The organism is Pseudomonas syringae (assembly GCF_023278085.1).
In the GTDB taxonomy this organism is placed as follows: domain Bacteria; phylum Pseudomonadota; class Gammaproteobacteria; order Pseudomonadales; family Pseudomonadaceae; genus Aquipseudomonas; species Aquipseudomonas syringae_Q.
Window position 1 is genome coordinate 3,586,862 of the sequence record NZ_CP066265.1, and the last position, 21,115, is coordinate 3,607,976.

General features: G+C 60.4%; 19 protein-coding genes. 3 read left to right on the forward strand and 16 right to left on the reverse strand.

The window, feature by feature from the left end:
- Nucleotides 1-29 precede the first annotated feature (29 nt).
- Genes plsX through I9H07_RS15900 form a run of 3 tightly spaced genes read right to left on the reverse strand, consistent with a single transcriptional unit; the run spans nucleotide 30 to nucleotide 1,780 of the window.
- On the reverse strand, nucleotides 30-1,052 hold the full coding sequence (gene plsX / locus I9H07_RS15890; protein ID WP_236424724.1) for a phosphate acyltransferase PlsX: 1,023 nt from the start codon (nucleotides 1,050-1,052) through the stop codon (nucleotides 30-32).
- Nucleotides 1,053-1,056: 4 nt separating this feature from the next.
- The gene (gene rpmF, locus I9H07_RS15895) at nucleotides 1,057-1,239 is read right to left on the reverse strand and encodes a 50S ribosomal protein L32 (RefSeq protein ID WP_002552688.1); all 183 of its coding nucleotides are present in this window, start codon (nucleotides 1,237-1,239) and stop codon (nucleotides 1,057-1,059) included.
- Nucleotides 1,240-1,252: 13 nt separating this feature from the next.
- Nucleotides 1,253-1,780, reverse strand: coding sequence for a YceD family protein (locus I9H07_RS15900; protein ID WP_002552687.1), 528 nt, complete (start codon nucleotides 1,778-1,780; stop codon nucleotides 1,253-1,255).
- Between the two features lie 105 nt (nucleotides 1,781-1,885).
- Here I9H07_RS15900 and I9H07_RS15905 point away from each other — a divergent pair, with 105 nt between their 5' ends.
- Nucleotides 1,886-2,464 (forward strand): Maf family protein, encoded by a 579-nt coding sequence (locus tag I9H07_RS15905; protein WP_024674357.1) that lies wholly within the window; start codon nucleotides 1,886-1,888, stop codon nucleotides 2,462-2,464.
- A gap of 72 nt (nucleotides 2,465-2,536) precedes the next feature.
- Here the strand turns inward: I9H07_RS15905 and sppA are convergent, their stop codons facing one another.
- The 3 genes from sppA to rluC are packed head-to-tail and all read right to left on the reverse strand — an operon-like array spanning nucleotide 2,537 to nucleotide 5,167.
- Nucleotides 2,537-3,535, reverse strand: a complete 999-nt coding sequence (sppA, locus tag I9H07_RS15910; RefSeq protein ID WP_024674358.1) for a signal peptide peptidase SppA — start codon at nucleotides 3,533-3,535, stop codon at nucleotides 2,537-2,539.
- A 23-nt stretch (nucleotides 3,536-3,558) separates the two neighbouring features.
- The gene (locus I9H07_RS15915; protein ID WP_024674359.1) at nucleotides 3,559-4,221 is read right to left on the reverse strand and encodes an HAD-IA family hydrolase; all 663 of its coding nucleotides are present in this window, start codon (nucleotides 4,219-4,221) and stop codon (nucleotides 3,559-3,561) included.
- Nucleotides 4,211-5,167, reverse strand: coding sequence for a 23S rRNA pseudouridine(955/2504/2580) synthase RluC (gene rluC / locus I9H07_RS15920; protein WP_024674360.1), 957 nt, complete (start codon nucleotides 5,165-5,167; stop codon nucleotides 4,211-4,213). The genes I9H07_RS15915 and rluC overlap by 11 nt, the downstream gene beginning before the upstream one ends.
- Before the next feature lie 717 nt (nucleotides 5,168-5,884).
- On the opposite strand from rluC, the gene rne reads away from it, so the two are divergent.
- The gene (gene rne, locus I9H07_RS15925; protein ID WP_432760448.1) at nucleotides 5,885-9,193 is read left to right on the forward strand and encodes a ribonuclease E; all 3,309 of its coding nucleotides are present in this window, start codon (nucleotides 5,885-5,887) and stop codon (nucleotides 9,191-9,193) included.
- A 107-nt stretch (nucleotides 9,194-9,300) separates the two neighbouring features.
- Here rne and murB read toward each other — a convergent pair whose 3' ends face one another.
- The 10 genes from murB to I9H07_RS15975 all read right to left on the reverse strand — a co-directional run bounded on the left by murB (nucleotide 9,301) and on the right by I9H07_RS15975 (nucleotide 18,381).
- Nucleotides 9,301-10,320: a UDP-N-acetylmuramate dehydrogenase gene (gene murB / locus I9H07_RS15930; RefSeq protein WP_236424723.1), complete on the reverse strand. Its 1,020-nt coding sequence runs from the start codon at nucleotides 10,318-10,320 to the stop codon at nucleotides 9,301-9,303.
- Nucleotides 10,321-10,354: 34 nt separating this feature from the next.
- Complete coding sequence (gene kdsB / locus I9H07_RS15935) at nucleotides 10,355-11,119, reverse strand: 3-deoxy-manno-octulosonate cytidylyltransferase (RefSeq protein WP_024674363.1); 765 nt, start codon at nucleotides 11,117-11,119, stop codon at nucleotides 10,355-10,357.
- On the reverse strand, nucleotides 11,116-11,301 hold the full coding sequence (locus I9H07_RS15940; protein ID WP_007253405.1) for a Trm112 family protein: 186 nt from the start codon (nucleotides 11,299-11,301) through the stop codon (nucleotides 11,116-11,118). The genes kdsB and I9H07_RS15940 overlap by 4 nt, the downstream gene beginning before the upstream one ends.
- 17 nt (nucleotides 11,302-11,318) lie before the next feature.
- Nucleotides 11,319-12,314 carry a tetraacyldisaccharide 4'-kinase gene (gene lpxK, locus I9H07_RS15945; RefSeq protein WP_058824727.1) on the reverse strand — a complete coding sequence of 332 codons (996 nt, stop codon included), beginning with the start codon at nucleotides 12,312-12,314 and terminating at the stop codon, nucleotides 11,319-11,321.
- Nucleotides 12,314-12,745 (reverse strand): ExbD/TolR family protein, encoded by a 432-nt coding sequence (locus I9H07_RS15950; protein ID WP_007253407.1) that lies wholly within the window; start codon nucleotides 12,743-12,745, stop codon nucleotides 12,314-12,316. The genes lpxK and I9H07_RS15950 overlap by 1 nt, the downstream gene beginning before the upstream one ends.
- Nucleotides 12,742-13,458: a MotA/TolQ/ExbB proton channel family protein gene (locus I9H07_RS15955; RefSeq protein WP_063885127.1), complete on the reverse strand. Its 717-nt coding sequence runs from the start codon at nucleotides 13,456-13,458 to the stop codon at nucleotides 12,742-12,744. The genes I9H07_RS15950 and I9H07_RS15955 overlap by 4 nt, the downstream gene beginning before the upstream one ends.
- A 42-nt stretch (nucleotides 13,459-13,500) precedes the next feature.
- The gene (locus I9H07_RS15960; protein ID WP_058824728.1) at nucleotides 13,501-15,717 is read right to left on the reverse strand and encodes a DNA internalization-related competence protein ComEC/Rec2; all 2,217 of its coding nucleotides are present in this window, start codon (nucleotides 15,715-15,717) and stop codon (nucleotides 13,501-13,503) included.
- A gap of 136 nt (nucleotides 15,718-15,853) precedes the next feature.
- On the reverse strand, nucleotides 15,854-16,642 hold the full coding sequence (locus tag I9H07_RS15965) for an ABC transporter permease (RefSeq protein ID WP_058824729.1): 789 nt from the start codon (nucleotides 16,640-16,642) through the stop codon (nucleotides 15,854-15,856).
- Nucleotides 16,639-17,571 carry an ABC transporter ATP-binding protein gene (locus tag I9H07_RS15970; RefSeq protein ID WP_024671866.1) on the reverse strand — a complete coding sequence of 311 codons (933 nt, stop codon included), beginning with the start codon at nucleotides 17,569-17,571 and terminating at the stop codon, nucleotides 16,639-16,641. Before I9H07_RS15970 ends, I9H07_RS15965 begins: the two co-directional genes overlap by 4 nt.
- 186 nt (nucleotides 17,572-17,757) lie before the next feature.
- A complete protein-coding gene (locus I9H07_RS15975; protein ID WP_058824730.1) occupies nucleotides 17,758-18,381 on the reverse strand; it encodes a glutathione S-transferase in 624 nt (207 codons plus the stop codon).
- 239 nt (nucleotides 18,382-18,620) lie between these two features.
- Here I9H07_RS15975 and I9H07_RS15980 point away from each other — a divergent pair, with 239 nt between their 5' ends.
- Entirely contained in the window at nucleotides 18,621-21,068 is a 2,448-nt protein-coding gene (locus tag I9H07_RS15980) for an acyl-CoA dehydrogenase (protein WP_236425938.1), read from the forward strand.
- Nucleotides 21,069-21,115: the final 47 nt, after the last annotated feature.

Below are 21,115 nucleotides of genomic sequence, written 5' to 3' on the forward strand. Positions count from 1 at the left end.
ATGACTGACCAGTCAGGCGCGTCACATTTTCAACCTTGGTCGTCACGAAACCTCGTTTCGAGCTGACTATTCAGGCGTTGCGGCAGGTTTTCAGAGGCTTCGGTCATGGCCCGATAAATCGCACTCTGAAACCCGGAAACACTCGCGGAACCGTGACTCTTCACGACGACGCCCCGCAACCCCAAAAGACTCGCGCCGTTATGTCGTGCGGGAGCCAGATCAGTCTGAAGCCGCTTCAGCAATGGCAAGGCCAGTGCGCCGATCGCCCTGCTGAGCAGATTACGATTGAACAGCGAGTCGATTCTGGCGGCAATCATGGTCGCCAGCCCCTCGCTCGACTTGAGCAGTACATTACCGACAAATCCGTCACATACCACAACATCGGCCTCACCCCGGTAAACACCGTCACCTTCAACGTAACCGATGTAGTTCAGCTCCGTTGCCGCCTGCAGCAGACTGGCAGCCAGCTTGACCTGCTGGTTGCCCTTTATGTCTTCTGTACCGACATTGAGCAAGGCAACCCTGGGCTTGGCAACCCCGAGAATCTGCGCAAGAACCGAGCCCATCACGGCAAATTGATAGAGTGCCTCAGCACTGCAATCGACATTCGCCCCCAGATCCAGCAACTGACAATGGCCTGTGCGGGTCGGAATGGCCGCGATCATCGCGGGCCGATCAATGCCCGGCAAGGTCTTGAGCACATGCCGGGAGAGCGCCATCAACGCACCGGTATTGCCCGCACTGACACACGCGCTGGCCTGCCCGCTTGCTACCAGCTCAAGGGCCACCCGCATTGACGACTCGGGCTTGCCACGCAGTGCCTGAGACGGACGCTCGTCCATGGCGATGACTTCGCTGGAATTGACAACACGCAGACGCGAGCGATCCACACCACGATGGCTGGCAATCAGTTCTTCAATCAGGGAGGCCTGGCCGACGAGGGCCAAATGAAGCGAGGGAGTAGCAATCAGGCACGCAATACTAGCCTGAACAATGTTGCGGGGACCGAAGTCCCCGCCCATTGCGTCGATCGCGATGATCGGAGCGGACAAGAAATTACTCGTCAGCGCCCTTGTCGATCACTTTACGACCACGGTATACGCCTTCTGGCGATACGTGGTGACGCAGGTGAATTTCACCAGTGGTCTTTTCTACCGACAGAGTGCTTGCCTCAAGAGCATCGTGCGAACGACGCATGTCACGGGCAGAGCGGGATTTTTTGTTCTGCTGAACAGCCATAATTGATTAACTCCTAAACGTTTGGGTCACGCTTTAACTGCGCCAATACACTGAACGGGTTGGACCGCGTTACCTCGTCCACGCTCGGTTCGGGCTCATCGAGACCCGCCGGTTGCTGGCATTCTTCAGGATGATGAGCAGGCACAATGGGCAAGGCGAGCAGTAGCTCCTCCTCGATCAATGCCAGCAGATCCAAAGGATCTTCGCCCAGTTCCAGCACGTCATAACCTTTCGGTAACGACTGGGTATTCGCACCCTCCTTCACCACGGCATAACTGCATTCGCTGTGGATCGGCAGGGTGACCAACTCAAGACAACGCTGGCAAACCATCTTGACCGGGACGTCTATCGAACTGTGGATAACCACAGAGCGGCGTTCGTCACGCTCAAAAACGAATTTCGCCTGCACCGTACCGACAGTGTCGGCAAGCGGGTCGCAGAGTCTTTTCAAATCGCCCAGCAGCACTTCACCCTGAAGGGTAGTGCCGCGATCAGACAATTTGCGCGGGTCAACGTGAGATGGAATCGGGTCATTCAACATAGGCGCAGCATTCTAGGGATGCCCCCTTGGCATGTCAAAGGAAATTCAGGCTGTTCGTCACTCAGGCCACTGATTAGAATCGCTGCTCTGCCAACGGAGAACCGCATGCCATCCCTGCTCCTTGCCTCCAGCTCCCCATACCGCCGCGAACTGCTTGCCCGTCTGCGCCTGCCGTTTACCTGCAAATCCCCGGATATCGACGAAAGCCACCGCTCCGACGAAGCCGCTCGCGACCTCGTACTGCGCCTTGCCAGACAGAAAGCCGAGGCGCTGGCAGGCGATTATCCGCAGCACCTGATCATCGGCTCCGACCAGGTTGCCGTCCTCAACGACAGGATACTGGGCAAACCTCATACCTTCGAGCGCGCCCTGGAACAGCTCGGCGCTGCGAGTGGTGCCAGCGTGACGTTTCTGACCGGCCTGGCACTGCTCAACAGCTCGACAGGCGAATGCCAGACCGACTGCGTGCCCTTTACCGTGCACATGCGCGAGCTGGACCGAGCCAGCATCGAGCGTTACCTGCGCGCTGAAGAGCCCTACGACTGCGCTGGCAGCTTCAAAGCCGAGGGATTGGGGGTCAGCCTGTTTCGCAGCACAGAAGGCAGTGATGCGACCAGCCTGATCGGGTTGCCACTGATTCGCCTGGTGGACATGCTTATAAAGGAAGGGATCAGCATTCCCTGATCCGGGCGCCCAATAAAAAGCCCTGACCGGCAACGATCAGGGCTTTCGGAACAACAGCGCTATTCGTCTGAATCAGCGCAGCACAGGGCCATTGAAGCCCACCAGCATGGCGATCCGCTCGGCAATACTGGTGCCCAGCTTCTTCGAGAAACGATCAAAAGGCGACTCTTCGACGGTGTATTCGACGATATTCTTTTCCTTGATCACATCCCGCGCCACATAACTCGCACTGCCCAGACCATCAACCAGACCCAGCCCGACCGCCTGCTCACCGGTCCAGATCAGGCCAGAGAACAACTCGGGATGATCCTTGTCCTTCAGACGATCGCCACGGCCTTGCTTGACGCTGGCGATGAACTGGCGATGAGTCGTGTCCAGCACGCCCTGCCAGAACTGCGTCTCGTCGGCTTTTTGCGGCTGGAACGGATCGAGAAATGCCTTGTGCTCGCCCGACGTGTAGGTGCGACGATCCACACCCAGCTTCTCCATCGCGCCGACAAAGCCGAAACCGGCCGCCGTCACACCAATGGAACCCACCAGACTCGCCTTGTCGGCATAGATCTGATCGGCCGCACTGGCGATGTAGTAAGCGCCCGACGCCCCGAGATCGGTAATCACTGCATAGACCTTGATATCCGGCTTCTCGGCACGCAGACGACGAATCTCGTCGTACACATAGCCAGACTGTACCGGGCTGCCACCCGGACTGTTGATGCGCAGGATCACGCCTTTGGTCTTTTCATCCTCGAAAGCATTGCGCAGCGCAGTGACAATGTTCTCGGCACTGGCCGATTCCTTGTCGGCGATTACGCCCTGCACGTCGATCAACGCAGTGTGACTGGAGCGGCGCGACGTTCCGCCTTCGAAATCCAGCATCGGCAGGACCACAGCCACAAACAGAAATACAAATGTCAGCAGCTTGAAGAAGATCCCCCAGCGACGGGCGCGTCGCTGCTCCTGCACGCTGGCGAGCAGCGTTTTTTCAAGAAGCTTCCAGCTTTTAGCTTCTTCCCTGCTATTGATAGCCTCTTCCGCATTTTGCGAACCGGGCGCTTTCCATTCGTCAGACATGCTTCTTTTACCCTCACCGAAAACTAGACGCTGCGCCGGTTCAACCAGGTACGCAGCTCGGAAAAATGCTCGATAGCCAGACGCGGCTCAAACTGACGCAACGACGCCAGCGGCTGGGCGCCATACCCCACCGCCACAGAATCCATACCGGCATTGCGTGCCATCAACAGATCGAACGATGCATCACCGATCATCAGCGAGCGCTCGGGCGCGACGCCGCAGTGCGCCATGATCTCGTTGAGCATCAGCGGATCAGGCTTGCTGGCCGTCTCGTCGGCAGCCCGGGTGATATCGAAATAATCAGCCCAGCCATTGGCTTTCAGCACCCGATCAAGCCCGCGACGCGCCTTGCCGGTGGCCACTGCCAGACGATAACCGTCCTCGCGGAACGCCTGCATCGACTCCACGACACCTTCAAACAGCGGAGAGGGCACGTTATCCATTGCCATGTAGGCGCCAGCGTAGTGCTGCCGGAATTCGATCAACAGGCTGTCGCTGATCTGCGGATACAGGGTCCGGATCGCCTCGGGCAGGCCCAGACCGATAATGTCCTTGATTGCGGAGTCGTCACGCACCTCAAGGCCGCTCTCGATGGCCGCCGTGCGCATGGACTGGATAATTCGCCCGACCGAGTCAGCCAGTGTGCCGTCCCAGTCGAAAATCAGCAGATCATAATCACGTTGCACTCAGACGCTCCACTGTCTTTGCCCACATCTCGTCGACGGGCGCTTGTACATTCAGCTTACTGCCATCAGGCATCGGTACGGTCAGCATGTAGGCATGCAGAAACAGACGCTTGCCGCCCAGGTCGCGAATCTCGCGACTGAAATTCTCGTCCCCGTATTTGGTGTCGCCGGCAATGGCATGACCGGCGTGCAGCGTATGCACCCTGATCTGGTGCGTGCGCCCGGTGACCGGTTTGGCCTCGACCATGGTGGCAAAGTCGCCGAAACGACGCAGCACCTTGAAAAGGGTCAATGCCTCCTTGCCCTCTTCATTGACCTCGACCATGCGCTCACCAGAGCGCAGATTGCTCTTGAGCAACGGCGCGCGCACCTGCTTTTGTGCAGCAGCCCAGTTGCCGCGTACCAGCGCCATGTAACGCTTGTCGACACCGTCGCCACGCAGGGCCTCATGCAGATGCCGCAACATGCTGCGTTTCTTGGCAATCATCAGCAGCCCGGAGGTATCGCGGTCGAGGCGATGCACCAGTTCAAGCTCCTTGGCATCCGGACGCAACTGGCGAAACGCTTCGATCACGCCGAAGCTCAGCCCACTGCCGCCATGCACGGCAATACCCGCGGGCTTGTTGAGCACGATCAGCGCCTTGTCTTCGTAGACAATCGCAGCCTCGAGGCGCTGCAAGAGGGCCTGCGCGACCGGCACCGGCTCATCACGCTCGGGCACCCGCACAGGGGGAATGCGCACGATATCGCCTGCCTGCAACTTATACTCGGGCTTGGTCCGCCCCTTGTTCACACGCACTTCGCCTTTGCGCACAATGCGGTAGATCAAGGTCTTGGGCACACCCTTGAGATAAGTGATCAGAAAGTTATCGATGCGTTGACCGGCAAGTTCCGGCGCAACCTCAACCAGCTGGACGCCGGGGGTTGGAGGGGCAATATTCGTCATGCCGCAAATCATAACAATTTTTTATGGATTTGAAGCACTTAATGATTGCTGATATAGTCGCGAACGCCGCCATAAGCGGCCGGACAGCGGACCAACGGTTGACAACCGGCCCTGACCAACGCAATTCACGAGGACGCGAGGCCGTCCTACGGGGCGTTCGGTGACAACGGAGCACGATGAAAGCGTAACAGGCGCAGGTGACATGAGGCCGGATACACGCCCGACAGCAGAGCAGACAGCTCGCCGTCGGTGCGGACAGTTCATGGCCAGTTCACAAAGTGCAGTCGCTTCCAGACGCAACGAGCGAACGTCTCGGGAACAACGCCTCAAGCCATGATGCGCAGTCTTCCCTTTCGAAGATTGCGGTAAATGCCAACCCGCTGCGGATTCTGCGCGCGGCAGCACCCGAATTATCAGGGATACGTGTAGGGTGGAGACGCACAACCATCGGACTGTGTAGCACAAGGCTTGTTCTAGACGCTTCATCTCGTCCGCTACCGATGGTCGATTCCTCCTCCTGACAAAGCTTTTGCTGAAAAGGGTGTCTTATGCCACCACAGCAAGCAGGAAACGTCGTCGCGACCCTCCGCCCCCTCTGGGCGAGGATCTCGCTAGACACTGGAGTGTTCAACCACTCCTGACGTGCCCTGACACCGACCGTGAGAAGTCGTGTGTGCCGAACGCCGTTTCCGGCAGCCCGGAAACCGACGGTACTACATGAAAAGAATGCTGATTAACGCGACTCAACCCGAAGAGTTGCGTGTTGCACTGGTAGACGGCCAGCGCCTCTACGACCTGGACATCGAATCAGGTGCACGCGAGCAGAAGAAGGCCAACATCTACAAAGGCCGGATCACTCGTATCGAACCCAGCCTTGAGGCTGCCTTTGTCGATTTCGGCTCTGAGCGCCACGGTTTTCTGCCCCTCAAGGAAATCTCCCGCGAGTACTTCAAGAAAGCCCCTGAAGGCCGCGTCAACATCAAGGACGTCCTGAGCGAAGGCCAGGAAGTCATCGTTCAGGTCGAGAAAGAAGAACGTGGCAACAAGGGCGCAGCCCTGACCACCTTCATCAGCCTTGCAGGCCGCTACCTGGTCCTGATGCCGAACAACCCGCGTGCCGGTGGCATTTCGCGTCGTATCGAAGGTGAAGAGCGCAATGAGCTGCGCGAAGCCCTGAACGGCCTGATCGCCCCTGCCGACATGGGCCTGATCGTTCGCACCGCCGGTCTTGGCCGCAGCAGCGAAGAAATGCAGTGGGACCTCGACTACCTGCTGCAGCTGTGGACCGCCATCAAGGAAGCGTCCCTGGACCGCTCCGCGCCTTTCCTGATCTACCAGGAAAGCAACGTCATCATCCGCGCCATCCGCGACTACCTGCGCCAGGACATCGGTGAAGTCCTGATCGACAGCATCGAAGCCCAGGAAGAAGCCCTGACCTTCATCCGCCAGGTGATGCCGCAATACGCCAGCAAGATCAAGCTGTACGAAGACAGCGTTCCGCTGTTCAACCGCTTCCAGATCGAAAGCCAGATCGAAACCGCTTTCCAGCGCGTTGTCGAGCTGCCTTCCGGTGGCTCCATCGTCATCGATCCGACCGAAGCACTGGTGTCCATCGACATCAACTCGGCGCGCGCCACCAAAGGCAGCGACATCGAAGAAACCGCCCTGCAGACCAACCTTGAAGCGGCTGAGGAAATCGCCCGTCAACTGCGTCTGCGTGACATCGGCGGCCTGATCGTCATCGACTTCATCGACATGACGCCTGCCAAGAACCAGCGCGCCGTGGAAGAGAAAGTCCGCGAAAGCCTGGAAGCCGACCGCGCCCGCGTTCAGGTCGGTCGCATTTCGCGCTTCGGCCTGCTGGAAATGTCCCGTCAGCGCCTGCGTCCATCGCTGGGCGAGAGCAGCGGCATCGTCTGCCCGCGCTGCAATGGCACCGGCATCATCCGCGACGTGGAATCGCTGTCGCTGGCGATCCTGCGCCTGATCGAAGAAGAAGCCCTGAAAGACCGCACTGCAGAAGTGCGCGCTCAGGTGCCGATCCCGGTTGCTGCGTTCCTGCTCAACGAAAAGCGCAACTCGATCACCAAGATCGAACTGCGTACTCGCGCCCGCATCATCATCCTGCCGAACGATCATCTGGAAACGCCGCACTTCGAAGTTCAACGTCTGCGTGATGACAGCCCGGAAGCGCACAACAACCAGACCAGCTACGAAATCGCCGCTGCCGCTGCCGAAGTGGAAGAAATTGCCCCGCTGGCTGCTGCGACCCGCACCCTGGTTCGTCAGGAAGCTGCAGTCAAGACCGCCCCGGCACGCGCCAATGCGCCGGTTCCGGTTGAAGCCGCAGAGCCTGCTCCAACTCCAGCCCCGGTGGTTCATGAGCCAAGTCTGTTCAAAGGCCTGGTGAAGTCTCTGGTCAGCCTGTTCGCGACCAAGGAAGAGCCTGTTGCGCCGGTAGTGGTTGAAAAACCCGCCGCCGAGCAACGCCCGGCACGTAACGAAGAACGCCGCAACGGTCGCCAACAGAGCCGGGGTCGCAACAATCGTCGTGACGAAGAGCGCAAGCCTCGTGAAGAGCGTGCTCCACGCGAAGAACGTGCCGAGCGCGCACCTCGCGAAGAGCGTGCGCCGCGTGAAGAACGTGCACCCCGCGAAGAGCGCGCCGTACGTGAACCGCGTGAAGCCCGTGAAGAATCGGCGCCGCGCGAAGAGCGTCCGGCCCGCACCTCCCGTGAGCGCAAGCCGCGTGAAGCTCGCGAAGACCGTCCGGTCCGCGAACTGCGTGAGCCGCTGGATGCCGCCCCTGCCGTGAGCCTTGCCCGTGAAGAACGTCCAGAGCGCGCTCCGCGTGAAGAACGCCAGCCACGCGCCCCTCGCGAAGAACGTCAACCACGTGCCGAACAGGCCGCGGCTGTCGTGGGCGAAGAAGAGGAAGTGCTGCTTAACGAAGAGCAGACTCAAGACGACAACCAGGAAATCAACGATGGCAACGACGGTAACGACGGTGATCGCCCTCGCCGCCGCTCCCGTGGCCAGCGTCGTCGCAGCAACCGCCGCGAGCGTCAGCGTGATGCCAACGGCAATGTGATCGAAGGCTCCGAAGAGAACGCTAATGAAGAAGGCAGCGCCGATCTGTCGGCCGGCCTGGGTTTCACAGCCGCCGCCTCTGCCGCCAGCAGCGTGATCAGCGCACCCGCTGAAGCCGATGCGCATCAACAGGCCGAACGCGCCAACAGCACCTCAATCGCTGCGGACGCAGAACCTGTGCAACAGACGCCTGTTGCCGAAGCACCTGCGACCGAAGCGCCTGTAGCTGAAACAGCAGCGACTGAAGCACCGGCCGTAGAAGCGCCCGTTGCTGCAGAGCCGACCGTTGAAGCGCCTGCCGTTGAAGCCCCGGTAGCAGACGATGCTCCAGTAGCGCAGCCTGCTCCAGAGGTAGAAGTTCAGCCGGCAGCTGTCGAAGCGCCTGCCATTGCTGCGCAGTCCGAGCTGTTCGAAGCACCGCACGCAGAACGCGTCGTGCCGTTCAAACCAACGCCAGAGCCAACGCCAGAAGCGCCAGTCGAAGCTGCGGTCCATGAGGAAGTGCCTGCCACCGAATCATCTGAACTGCCAACGCCTGTGCCTGCTCCTGCGGCCGAACCAGTCGCCGTCGAGCCTGAAGCGGTGAAAGAGGAGCCTGCTCCTTACGTCGCGCCTCAGGCCGCCGCTGAAGAACAGGCCGCTGCCCCGCAAGAGCAAGAGCCAGTGGCCGCAGAGGCACCCTCCGCGCCAGCGGTCAGCAGCACCGGCCGCGCTCCGAACGATCCACGTGAAGTGCGTCGCCGCAAGCGTGAAGAAGAAGCACGTCGTCAGCAGGAAGCCTCTGCTGCCAGCGCTCCAGTCGCCGAAGCAGCACCTGTTGCCGCCGAAGCAGAATCGGTCCAGCCTTCACCGGCCTCCGAGCACAAGACTGAAGACTCCGTGATTCAGTTGCAGCATGAAGCCGAGAAAGAGACCGAGCATAACCCCCTCGCCTAACCCCGGCCCATGAAAAAGCCCCGCCTGTGCAAGCAGGCGGGGCTTTTTTATGTCTGACTGCTTACCTCTTGCGGGAACGGCAGGCATGCGGCCGCATGCCTTGGTCCTCAGTACAGGTTGGGCTCCATCTCCAGCTCGACGCCGAAACGTTCAGCAATGTCGCTCTGGATGCGGCGCGCCAGGTTCAGCAGTTGCGCGCCGGTCGCCTGGCCATAGTTGACCAGTACCAGCGATTGAAGCGTGTGCACGCCTGCGTCGCCCTCTCGAAAGCCTTTCCAGCCAGCCTGCTCAATCAGCCAGCCTGCCGCCAGCTTCACCCGGCCATCGGCCTGCGGATAGCCGACCACACCGGGGTGTTCATGCTGGATCGTCGCGTACAGATCGGCAGAAATCACCGGGTTCTTGAAGAAACTGCCCGCATTGCCCAGCACCGCCGGGTCAGGCAGTTTTTCGCTGCGAATAGCACAGATTGCACGGCTGACATCAAACGGAGTGGGCGCCTTGATGCCCTGTTCATCCAGACGCTGCCGAACCGGACCGTACTCAAGGTGCAGATTGGCTTCGCGGGTCAGCCGGAAGCGCACACGCAGGATCAACCAGCGCGCGACCTGGTGCTTGAACACACTGTCGCGATAGCCAAACGCACAGTCTTCCAGGGAAAACTCACGCAACTCGCCCGTCTCGCGATCCAGCGCCGTCAGGCTGTGGAAGACATCCTTGATTTCTACGCCGTAAGCGCCGATGTTTTGCATGGGCGCGGCACCGACAGTGCCCGGGATCAGGCTGAGGTTTTCCAGCCCCGCCAACCCGAGCGCGAGACACGCCTGCACAAACGGATGCCAGGGCTCACCCGCTTCAGCTTCTATTATCGATTCCAGACAGTCTTCGCGCACGGTACGAATACCGCGACTGGCCATGCGCAGCACCAGAGCCGGAACATCACCGCTCAACAGCAGATTGCTGCCACCACCAATCACCAGCATTGGCACATCATGGTCGGCAGAGTAAGCCAGCGCTTCGCGAACGTCTTGATCGCTGTGCGCTTCGGCAAACAGCTGTGCCTGAACCTCGACACCGAAGGTGTTGAACGGTTTAAGGGAAACCGCAGAGCGAATCTGCAAGGTCATGGCCTCACCTGCCCGCTCGCCTGAACACGTCGCATCAAACCTCCAGCAGGCGTCTTACGCGCTCAAGGTCTTCCGGTGTGTCGACGCCGCCGGGGGGCGCTTCCAGCGCATCGGCAACATGTATCCGCACACCGTTCCACAGCGCACGCAATTGCTCGAGGCTTTCGGTGTTTTCCAGCCAGCAAGGCCCCCAGCCAACGAAGTCATGCAGGAAACCCGCGCGGTAGGCGTAGATCCCGATATGCCGGCGATAAGGCACACCGGCAGGCAACTCGTCGCGGCTTTTGGCCAGCGCGTCACGCGCCCACGGCAATGGCGCACGACTGAAGGTCAGGGCCAGGCCGTTGATGTCCGTCGACACCTTGACGATATTCGGATTGAACAGCATCGCTACATCATCGATAGGCTCGGCGAGCGTCGACATGCCAGCTTCGGGATGAGCAGCAAGATTGGACGCCACCTGATCGATGACTGCCGGCGGAATCATCGGCTCGTCACCCTGCACGTTGACCACGATGGCGTCAGCCGCCAGCCCCAATTGCGCGGCCACTTCGGCCAGACGGTCAGTGCCGGAATTATGATCATCGCGGGTCAGCAGCACTTCGGCACCAAACGCCTGGCAGGCCTCGACAATGCGCGCATCGTCGGTGGCGATCACCACACGTTCGGCACTGCTCTTGCGCGCCTGCTCCCAGACAAGCTGAACCATCGGCTTGCCCGCAATGATTTTCAGCGGTTTGCCAGGAAAGCGGCTGGAGCCGTAACGCGCAGGGATGACAACGGTGAAGGCTGCTGTCATTTTTCCAGTCGCTCGTCGGTGGTCAGAGTGCGGGCTTCGGTTTCCAGCATGACCGGAATGCCGTCGCGAACCGGGTATGCAAGGCCTGCGCCTTTACTGATCAGCTCGGTCTTGTCGGCGCTGAGCTTCAATGGTCCCTTGCAGACAGGGCAAGCGAGGATGTCGAGTAGTTTGGTGTCCATAGGAGATCCTGAAGCAATCATGGAGAAAGACGTAGCAGTTGCTCATCGAACCAGCCGACGAAGGCGTCGGAGGGTACTGCATCCACCGCCAGATACCACCAGTCATCGGCTGCGAAAGCACGACATTTCACCGCATCCTTCTCGGTCATGACCAAGGGTAACGATGGGCTGAAGGTCAGCGCCTGAGCACTGTAGACCGCATGGTCGGCAAACGCGTGAGCCACCGGTCGCCAGTGTAATCCTTCGAGGGTATTGAAGAAACGTTGCGGGTTGCCGATTCCGGCTACCGCATGCAGCGCCTGCCCGGGCGGAAAATATTCCACCGGCTGGCGATCGCCGCTGCGCAGGTTGATCAGCGCAGACGGCTTGAGGGTAAACGCATAGCCATCGGCGCGATCCGCGATGGCTCCGTTGTAGAGCAAGGCATCGACACTGCCCAGACGTTCGACCGGCTCGCGCAGTGGGCCGGCAGGCAAACAGCGGCGATTGCCCAGACCGCGAGCGGCATCGATCAGCACCAGCTCCAAGTCGCGAGCCAGGCGATAATGCTGCAAGCCATCGTCGGAAAGAATCAGGTCCAGCGGCTCGGCCGCGAGCAAGGCCCGAACGGCGCGGCTGCGATCCGGATCGATCATCAGTGGCACACCGCAGCGCTGCACGATGAGCAAAGGCTCGTCACCTGCCTCGCTGGCGCTTTGCCCGGGCAGCACGCGCCACGGCAGGCTTGGCGGCCTGGCGCCATAACCGCGGCTGACCACACCCACGCGCAAGCCGCGTCGACGACAGTGTTCGATCATCCAGAGAATCAGCGGAGTCTTGCCGGTGCCGCCGATCGTGATATTACCCACCACGATCACCGGCACCGGAGCGCGATAGATGTCACCCTCCCCGGCCAGAAAACGCGCGCGTTTGCCATCGACAACCCGCCGGTAGAGGCTTTCCAGCGGACGCAAAAGCGTCAGCGCAGGGTGGCCTTTGTACCAGGCATCAAGCAAACGGTCGGTAAATGCCATCAGTTAGCCGATGTGGCCTCGACAGTGGTCATGCGCAAATGACTGAAACCCAGTTTTCCCGCAGCATCCATGGCCGTGATGACCGACTGATGCGGAGTCTTGCCATCGGCGCTGATCGACAGCGGCAAACTGGTATCGCCCGCCGACTCACGCTGCAAGGCCTCGATCAGCGTGGCCAGATCGTTTTTCGGCAACAGCTGGTTGTTCAGGGAAAAGATCCCGTCAGCATTGATCGCGATGTCCAGATGTTTCGCAGCGGCGTCCACCTCCGGCGTGCCGGTAACCGCCTGCGGCAGGTCCACGCGCAACTGGGTCTCACGGGTGAAGGTGGTCGTCACGATGAAGAACAGCAGCAGGATGAACACCACATCAATCAGGGAAACCAGATTGATGTCGATGTTTTCGCGGGGTCTGCGGCGGCGAAATTTCACTTTTTCTTGCTCCCGCCCGCCCTGGCCAGCGACTTGAGATCAACCTTGGCGTCGATCAGATCGACATCACGGTCGCCCTGCACCACTTCAACCAGACGAATGGCCTGCTGCTCCATGCCGACCACCAGCTCATCGACACGGCCCTGCAGAAAGCGATGAAAGAAGATCGCCGGGATCGCGACAATCAGGCCCGATGCCGTACAGATGAGCGCCTTGGAAATACCGCTTGCCAGCACGCCGGCATTGGCTGTCGCGCCAGTACTGTTGAACGAGCCGAAGATCTCGATCATGCCCAATACTGTCCCGAGCAGGCCAAGCAGTGGTGCCATTGCCGCAATCGAGCCCAGCGCGCTCAGGTAGCGTTCCAGATCATGAATGACCCGCGCGGCGGCTTCTTCGATGCACTCTTTCATGATCTCGCGACCATGTCTGGAGTTGGCCAGACCTGCCGCGAGGATTTCACCCAGCGGCGAGTCGGCGCGCAGTTGCTTGAGTTTTTCGCTATCGAGCTTCTTTTCCTGAATCCACTGCCAGGCCTGTCCCAATAGATGCGGCGGCGCGATACGGCTGGCACGCAGCGTCCACAGACGCTCGATGATAATGCCGGCAGCGGCGATGGAACTCAAAATGATCGGCAGCATCATCCAGCCGCCAGACTTGACCAGTTCCCACACAGTGATCACTCCATCGAAAAATTGGCGCCACTCTACCATAGGGTCGCTGAATGCCGAGCGCTCAGATCGATATCCACACGCTCAATCACGCCAGAACCGCCGCTGCGCACGTTCTGCCCGGGGCGAGCCGAATGCACCCAGTTGCAGACGGATGGCGCCCAGTTCGGCGCTGTCATAACCCGGGATGCCCAACCATCGATAACGCGCCATGACCCGCGGGTGCGGATGCCCGAAGGCATTGTTGCGCCCTCGGGAGATCAATACGCCAACGGGCGCGACAGCCTGAAGAAAGGGCTTCGAAGACGAGGACCGGCTGCCGTGATGGGGCGCCTGCAACCAGTGGGCGCGCAGGTCGAAACCGCTGTCGATGGCTGCACGCTCGGCATGAACATCGATATCGCCTGTCAGCAGCAGACGCTCGCCACCGGCATCGACGCTGAGGATGCAGGAAGCCGCATTCCCATCGGGAGCCTGCTCCCAGCGCCACGTGGTGAATACCACACCATCCCACTCCCAGCGCTCACCACTTTCGCACAGCCCGGCATCGAGCTGCGGGGCGAGCCTGGCCAGTTCACCGCCCAGCACCCGAGTCACCGGGAACGCCTGATGAACCGCCTGCGCACCACCGGCATGATCCGCGTCGGCGTGGCTGATCAGCATCAGATCCAGATGACGAACACCGGTCTTGCGAATCGCGGGCACGACCACCCGCTCGCCGATATCGAACTCACCGAAACGCGGCCCGGCGTCATACAACAGCGTGTGATGACGGGTACGCAGGAGAATCGCCAGCCCTTGGCCCACATCCAGTTGCAGTACGTCGACCTGCCCCGTCGGCACCGATTCGAGCGGCGGAAACACACACAGCAACAGCAAAGGCCAGCCCAACGGACGCATCGGCACGCCCTTGGGCAGCAACAACAGCAAGGCCCCAAAAAGACTCAAGACCCAGGCCCAGACTGGCACCGCGCTGGGTAACCAGGCGGGCAGCGCTGCTGCGACCAGGGCGAGGAACACGAACAGCCATTCCAGCGCGCCTCCGGCGAGCCACAATAGACCTTCACCCAACACCGGAATGGGCAGCAGCAAGGTACCGATCAGTGCAGGCGGCAGAACGATCACGCTGACCCACGGAACAGCAATAAGATTGGCAAACGGACCACTGAGGCTGATCGGCAGGTTCAGCGCCAGCAGAATCGGCAGCAGGCCTACGGCGATCAACCACTGCGCACGGCTCCAGCTCTGCCACCCGCTCCAGGCACCCAGTCGGCCACTGAAAATCAGAATCAGAATGCCGACCGCCGCAAAGGACAACCAGAACCCCGGTTGTAACGTCACCAAGGGTTCAAAGATCAGCACCGTGTTGAATGACAGCAATAACGGCCAGACCACGCCCAGATGCCGAAAGCGTAAACGCCAGAGCAGCACCATGGCGACCATCACACAGGCGCGCCGTACCGGCACGTCGAAACCAGCCAGCAGCCCGTAACCCAAGGCTGCGCCAAACGCCAGCACGCAAGCGGCGGGAAGCCACGGCACGGCGCGCGGCCACAGCCCCCAACGTGCCAGCCCTGCCACCAGCGCGTACACCACCCCGGCCAGCAGGCCGATGTGCTGACCGGAAATCACCAGCAGATGCACCGTGCCGGTGTCTTGCAGCACCTGCCAGTCGGTGCGCGACAATCCAGAGCCATCGCCCAGCACCAAGGCAGCCAGACCACCTTCCCTGCCCTGCGCATCGACGGCCAACAACCGCTGACGAACGCCATCGCGCCAGGCCCCACGTGCCGGGGCCAGCCGCTGACCGTCTGCCACCGTCCCGGTAGCGCCGATGCGCTGCGCCAGCAGCCAGGCCTGATAATCGAAGGCATCCGGATTGACCAGCCCGCCCGGACGCTTGAGTTTGACCGCCAGACGCCAGCGCTCGCCGCTACGGACCTCAGGGCCGCCGTACCAGGCCAGGCGAATGCGCGCAGGCAGTTTCGACCGTCGTGAGCTGGCGTCCTCCAGCTCGAAACGCACCACGCCCTCGGCAACACTCGGCAATCCGACTACGTTGCCCTGTACCCACAACGTCCGCCCGTCCAGCCGCTGCGGCAGACGGTCATGCAGCGCCCACTGCGCGGACATGCACGCCCAGGTGAAACCGAGCAGAAACAACGCCAATGGATAAGTGCGAAACGGCAGCAGCATCAATGCCACGACCGGCATCAGCAGCAACAGCCAGGTCGGCGGCAATACCGGCAGAAAACGCAGGGCAACAAGCCCCAGTGCGAGCGCGATCATCCCTGTGCGCATGAGGGTTCCTTGAAGCGGAAAGCCTTAAGGATTAGCGCAGTATCGGGACGTCAGGAAGGATGAAGTGTTGCAGCATTTGCAAGGAAGAGGATCAACACGAGTCGACCCGCCAGCCTGGCGGGTCGAGACCGATATGTTACTGACGCATACCGCGTCCACTCACCAGCAGCCTTGCGCAGCCGATGTACAGCACGATGGTCGCAACAATCATGAACGCCAGGGCGATGCTGATCTTGATGTCGGAGACGCCCAGGATGCCGTAGCGGAAGGCGTTGACCATATGCAGCACCGGGTTGGCCAGCGACACGGTCTGCCAGAACGGCGGCAACAGGTTGATCGAGTAGAACACGCCGCCCAGGTAGGTCAACGGGGTCAGGACGAAAGTCGGGATGATCGAAATATCGTCGAAATTGCGCGCAAACACAGCGTTGATGAAGCCCAGCAGCGAGAAGATCGTCGCCGTCAGCACCACCACAATGATGGTCACGCCCAGGTGATGCACTTGCAGGTCGGTGAAGAACATCGACAGCAGGGTAACGATGAAACCCACCATCAGACCGCGCAGCACACCACCCAAGGTGTAACCGACGAGGATGGTGTGCGGCGAGACCGGCGAGACCATCAGTTCTTCGATGGAATGCTGAAACTTGGCACCGAAGAAGCTTGAGACCACGTTGCCGTAGGAGTTGGTGATCACCGACATCATGATCAGGCCCGGCACGATGTACTGCATGTAGGTGAAGCCACCCATGTCACCGATCTGCCGGCCGATCAGGTTACCGAAGATGACGAAGTACAGCACCATGGTGATGGCTGGCGGCAGCAACGTCTGCGGCCAGATCCGCATGAAGCGATGGACTTCGCGATAGACGATGGTTTTCAGGGCAATCAGGTTGGGCCGCAGTTCGCCATTTTGCTCGATCATACCGCCACCTTCGCCAGGTTTTTCTCAACCAGAGACACAAACAACTCCTCAAGGCGATTGGATTTATTACGCAGGCTCAGCACTTCGATGTTCTGGAACGCCAACTGGCTGAACAACGCGGTGATGCCGACGTTCTTGTCGACCTGGACTTCCAGGGTATGACTGTCCAGCAGACGGCAGGGAAAACCGGGCAATTGCGGAGCGCTCTGCCAGGACTCTTTGAGGTCCAGCACGAACGTCTCGACGGTCAGCGTGGCGAGCAATTGCTTCATGCCGGTGTTCTGCACAATCACCCCATGGTCGATGATGCCAATGTTGCGGCACAGCTGTTCGGCCTCTTCCAGGTAGTGAGTGGTCAGAATGATGGTGATGCCCTTTCTGTTCAGCTCGGTGAGAAAGGTCCACATCGAGCGGCGCAGTTCGATGTCCACACCTGCGGTGGGCTCATCGAGGATCAGCAGGCGCGGCTCGTGAATCAGCGCGCGGGCGATCATCAGACGCCGCTTCATGCCGCCGGATAGCGACCGTGAAGGCACATCGCGCTTGTCCCACAGGCCTAGCTGGGTCAGGTATTGCTCGGCGCGCTCCCTGGCGATTTTCGCCGGTATGCCGTAGTAACCGGCCTGAGTCACGACGATGTCGAAGGTCTTCTCGAACTGGTTGAAGTTGAACTCTTGCGGCACCACGCCAATGCAGCGTTTGAGCGCAGCAGGCTCGCGATCCAGGTCATGGCCGAAGATGTTCACCGTTCCGCTGGTCTTGTTGACCAGCGTCGAGATGATACCGATGGTGGTGGATTTGCCGGCGCCGTTAGGGCCAAGCAATGCGAAGAAATCACCTTCAGCCACGTCCAGGTCGATGCCACTCAAGGCCTGGAAACCGTTGCCGTAGGTTTTGGTGAGCTGCCGAATGGACAGAGCAGAAGACATAGAGGAAGGAATACCCATCAGGAAAAAGGAAATGATCTGGCTGGAAACAGCCGTCGTCCGTAACGACCCAGCCAGGCAATGGTGCTTGGCCGGGCCGTTCAAGTACAGACACATCTGTTAATAGTACATATCAAGCGTCAGACATGGGCCCGACAAGCAACCCGGATGCGCGTGAGTCGAACGCAGTCAGGTCAACGGGCTCATGACAGCCTTGCGATAAGCCGGGCGGGCCTTGAGTCGCTCATACCAGGCTTGGAGGTGAGGCAATGGCGGACGTTCAATCGGCATTTCAAACCAGCTGTAGGCAAAGCAGCCCAAGGGAATGTCGCCCATGCCGAATGTCTCGCCGGACAGCCAGGGTTGACGGGACAGGGCGTCATCGGCGACCTGCAGCAGACCGTGCAGGGTTTTGATGCCCTGCTCAATGGCTATCCAGTCCTGCTTGTCGGCTGGCGTTCGCACCACGCCCCAGAATACCGGGCTGATCGGACCGGCAATGGTCGACGTCGTCCAGTCCATCCACTTGTCGGCAAGCGCGCGCGCCTGTACGTCAGCTGGGTAAAGGTCGGAATCCGGAGCATAGCGGGCAGCCAGATAACGCACGATGGCGTTGGACTCCCACAGCACGAAATCACCGTCCTCGATCATCGGAATGCGGCCGTTGGGGTTCTTCGCCCGGTAGGCAGCCTCATCGACCAGCCCGAATGCGCCACCGGCATCCTGCGTTTCGTACGCCACCCCGGCTTCCTCGGCAATCCAGAGTGCCTTGCGCACGTTGCTGGAATTTTTCCGTCCCCAGATCTTGAGCATTGCGTTCCCCTCGCGTAGCGCTGAACACTTTATTTCACTGGATGCATTTCACTGCAGGCCGAGCACTGAACGACAGCGTGCTGAACCGTAATGTCCTGAAACCAACCACACGCCAGTCTACCCCGATCCTGCGGCAACTTCTCCGTCAAGCAAGGGTCACTATCGATGTCGCCTCAACACTGCCTGGCGACCAGTTTCCTGGTAGTTGCCAAGGCGGCTGTCATCACGGAGGAATACCTATGCTGTTGTTGTGGATTGTAGTGCTGGTCGTCGGCATTGCCTGGCTGGCTCACCGACGGACCGACCCACTCCCGGCGCTTGGTGTGGTTGCCGTTTATCTGTTGGCCATGGGCATTTTCAGCCACGCGCCAGGATGGCTGCTGACGGTATTCTGGTTGCTGTGGCTGGCGGTATTCATACCGTTGATACAGCCTGATCTGCGTCGCAAGCATTTCAGCGCGCCGATGTTCAGCTGGTTCCAGAAAGTGTTGCCGCCCATGTCGGAAACCGAGCGCGACGCGATCGATGCCGGGACTGTCTGGTGGGACGGCGAGCTGTTCAGCGGTCGTCCGGACTGGGACAAGCTGCTGGCTTATCCAAAGGTCCAGCTGACTGAAGAAGAGCAGGCCTTTATTGACGGCCCGACCGAAGAACTCTGTGCGATGGTCAGCGATTGGGAGATCGGTCAGGCGATGGACCTGCCGCCGGAAGCCTGGGCGCACATGAAAGAGCACGGCTTCTTCGCCCTGATCATTCCGAAAGAATTCGGCGGCAAGGGCTTCTCGGCCTACGCCCACTCTCAGGTTGCCATGAAACTGGCCACCCGCAGCGGCGACCTGGCGTCCACCGTGATGGTCCCCAACTCACTCGGCCCTGCCGAATTGCTGCTGCATTACGGCACCGAGGAGCAACGTAATCATTACCTGCCGCGTCTGGCTCGCGGTGAAGACATCCCGTGTTTCGCACTGACCGGCCCGCTTGCGGGTTCCGATGCGGGCGCGATGCCTGACACCGGCATCATCTGCAAGGGCCAGTGGCAAGGCGAAGAAGTCATCGGCCTGCGCCTGACCTGGGAAAAACGCTACATCACCCTCGGCCCGGTGGCCACCCTGCTCGGCCTGGCGTTCAAGGCTTACGACCCTGAGCACTTGCTCGGCGAGGAAGAGGACTTGGGCATCAGCCTGGCGCTGATCCCGACCGAGACACCGGGCGTCGAAATCGGCCGTCGTCATCTGCCGCTGGGGGCGGCGTTCATGAACGGCCCCAACTCGGGCAAGGATGTATTCGTCCCGCTGAGCTACCTGATCGGTGGTCAGCCGATGCTGGGCAAGGGCTGGATGATGCTGATGAACTGCCTGTCGGTGGGTCGCTCGATCTCGCTGCCTGCGGTGGGCACTGGCGCGGCCAAGTACACCAGTCTGGTGACCGGCCAGTACGCCAAGGTGCGTGAGCAATTCAACGTGCCGTTGTCGGCCTTTGAAGGCATTCAGGAAGCGCTGGCACGGATCGGCGGCAACGCCTGGCTGATGGACAGCGCCCGCATGTTGACCGCCAATGCGGTCGATCTGGGCGAGAAGCCTTCGGTACTGTCGGCGATTCTCAAGTATCACCTGACCGAACGCGGCCGCGAATGCATCGGCCACGCCATGGACGTGCATGGCGGCAAGGGCATCATCATGGGCCCGAACAACTATCTGGGCCGCAACTGGCAAGGCGCGCCGATTTTCATCACCGTTGAAGGCGCCAATATCCTTTCGCGCAACCTGATGATCTTCGGGCAGGGCGCGATTCGTTGCCATCCGCTCGTCCTCAAGGAAATGGCGCTGGCTGGACGCGAAGACAAACAACAGGCACTGGCCGAGTTCGACACCTTACTGCTCAAGCATATCGGTTTTGCGGTGAGCAACGCGGCCAGCACGCTGATTCTCAACCTCGGCTTCGGGCACTTTGAACGTGCGCCGGGCAACAGCCTGAGCCAAGGCTATTTCCGCGCATTGAACCGTCAGGCAGCGGCCTTTGCCATGCTGGCAGACTTGAGCATGATGCTGCTGGGCGGCGAACTGAAGCGTCGTGAACGGCTGTCGGCACGCCTGGGTGATGTACTCAGCCACATGTACCTGGCGTCGGCAGCCCTCAAGCGCTATCACGATCTCGGCTCGCCGGACCACATGAGCCCGCTGTTTCGCTGGGCCATGGAAGAAAGCCTGGGGCACTCGGAACGCGCGATGGACGAGATTCTCAGCAACTTCCCCAACCGGATACTCGGCGGATTGCTGCGTGCGGTGGTGTTCCCGTTCGGCCGCCGTCACAAAGGGCCTTCGGACAAACTGGACGCCGAAGTGGCACAGGTGCTGGGGCGTGCCAAGGGCGACCCGACCCTGGAAGAGTTGCTGGCGGGCTGCTATCGCCCGCAATCGGCAGAAGATCCGGTTGGCGCCCTGCAACATGCTGTCGATCTGCTGAGCACTGCTTATCCGCTGCACAAGAAGCTGCAAGTGGCGCTCAAGAGTGGCCAGGTCAAACCCGAGGCAGGCGAGCATGCTATCGACGCGGCATTGCGCATTGGTGTGTTGCAGGCGGACGAGGTGCAGACCTTGCGTGCAGCCGAAGCGGCGCGGCGTGTGGTGATCGACGTGGATGACTTCGACAAGGAAGAACTGACCCTGACCGCGGGCAAAATCCGCTAACCATCAGGTCGTACCACACAGCAGGCGCGCAGAGCTTTATACTCTCG

Excerpts from the sequence above, each read along its gene's own strand:
- rpmF (WP_002552688.1), bottom strand. The coding sequence starts at position 1,239 with ATGGCTGTTCAGCAGAACAAAAAATCCCGCTCTGCCCGTGACATGCGT.
- I9H07_RS15900 (WP_002552687.1), bottom strand. The coding sequence starts at position 1,780 with ATGTTGAATGACCCGATTCCATCTCACGTTGACCCGCGCAAATTGTCT.
- I9H07_RS15905 (WP_024674357.1), top strand. The coding sequence starts at position 1,886 with ATGCCATCCCTGCTCCTTGCCTCCAGCTCCCCATACCGCCGCGAACTG.
- sppA (WP_024674358.1), bottom strand. The coding sequence starts at position 3,535 with ATGTCTGACGAATGGAAAGCGCCCGGTTCGCAAAATGCGGAAGAGGCT.
- rluC (WP_024674360.1), bottom strand. The coding sequence starts at position 5,167 with ATGACGAATATTGCCCCTCCAACCCCCGGCGTCCAGCTGGTTGAGGTT.
- rne (WP_432760448.1), top strand. The coding sequence starts at position 5,885 with ATGAAAAGAATGCTGATTAACGCGACTCAACCCGAAGAGTTGCGTGTT.
- murB (WP_236424723.1), bottom strand. The coding sequence starts at position 10,320 with ATGACCTTGCAGATTCGCTCTGCGGTTTCCCTTAAACCGTTCAACACC.
- kdsB (WP_024674363.1), bottom strand. The coding sequence starts at position 11,119 with ATGACAGCAGCCTTCACCGTTGTCATCCCTGCGCGTTACGGCTCCAGC.
- I9H07_RS15940 (WP_007253405.1), bottom strand. The coding sequence starts at position 11,301 with ATGGACACCAAACTACTCGACATCCTCGCTTGCCCTGTCTGCAAGGGA.
- lpxK (WP_058824727.1), bottom strand. The coding sequence starts at position 12,314 with ATGGCATTTACCGACCGTTTGCTTGATGCCTGGTACAAAGGCCACCCT.
- I9H07_RS15955 (WP_063885127.1), bottom strand. The coding sequence starts at position 13,458 with ATGGTAGAGTGGCGCCAATTTTTCGATGGAGTGATCACTGTGTGGGAA.
- I9H07_RS15960 (WP_058824728.1), bottom strand. The coding sequence starts at position 15,717 with ATGCGCACAGGGATGATCGCGCTCGCACTGGGGCTTGTTGCCCTGCGT.
- I9H07_RS15965 (WP_058824729.1), bottom strand. The coding sequence starts at position 16,642 with ATGATCGAGCAAAATGGCGAACTGCGGCCCAACCTGATTGCCCTGAAA.
- I9H07_RS15970 (WP_024671866.1), bottom strand. The coding sequence starts at position 17,571 with ATGTCTTCTGCTCTGTCCATTCGGCAGCTCACCAAAACCTACGGCAAC.
- I9H07_RS15975 (WP_058824730.1), bottom strand. The coding sequence starts at position 18,381 with ATGCTCAAGATCTGGGGACGGAAAAATTCCAGCAACGTGCGCAAGGCA.
- I9H07_RS15980 (WP_236425938.1), top strand. The coding sequence starts at position 18,621 with ATGCTGTTGTTGTGGATTGTAGTGCTGGTCGTCGGCATTGCCTGGCTG.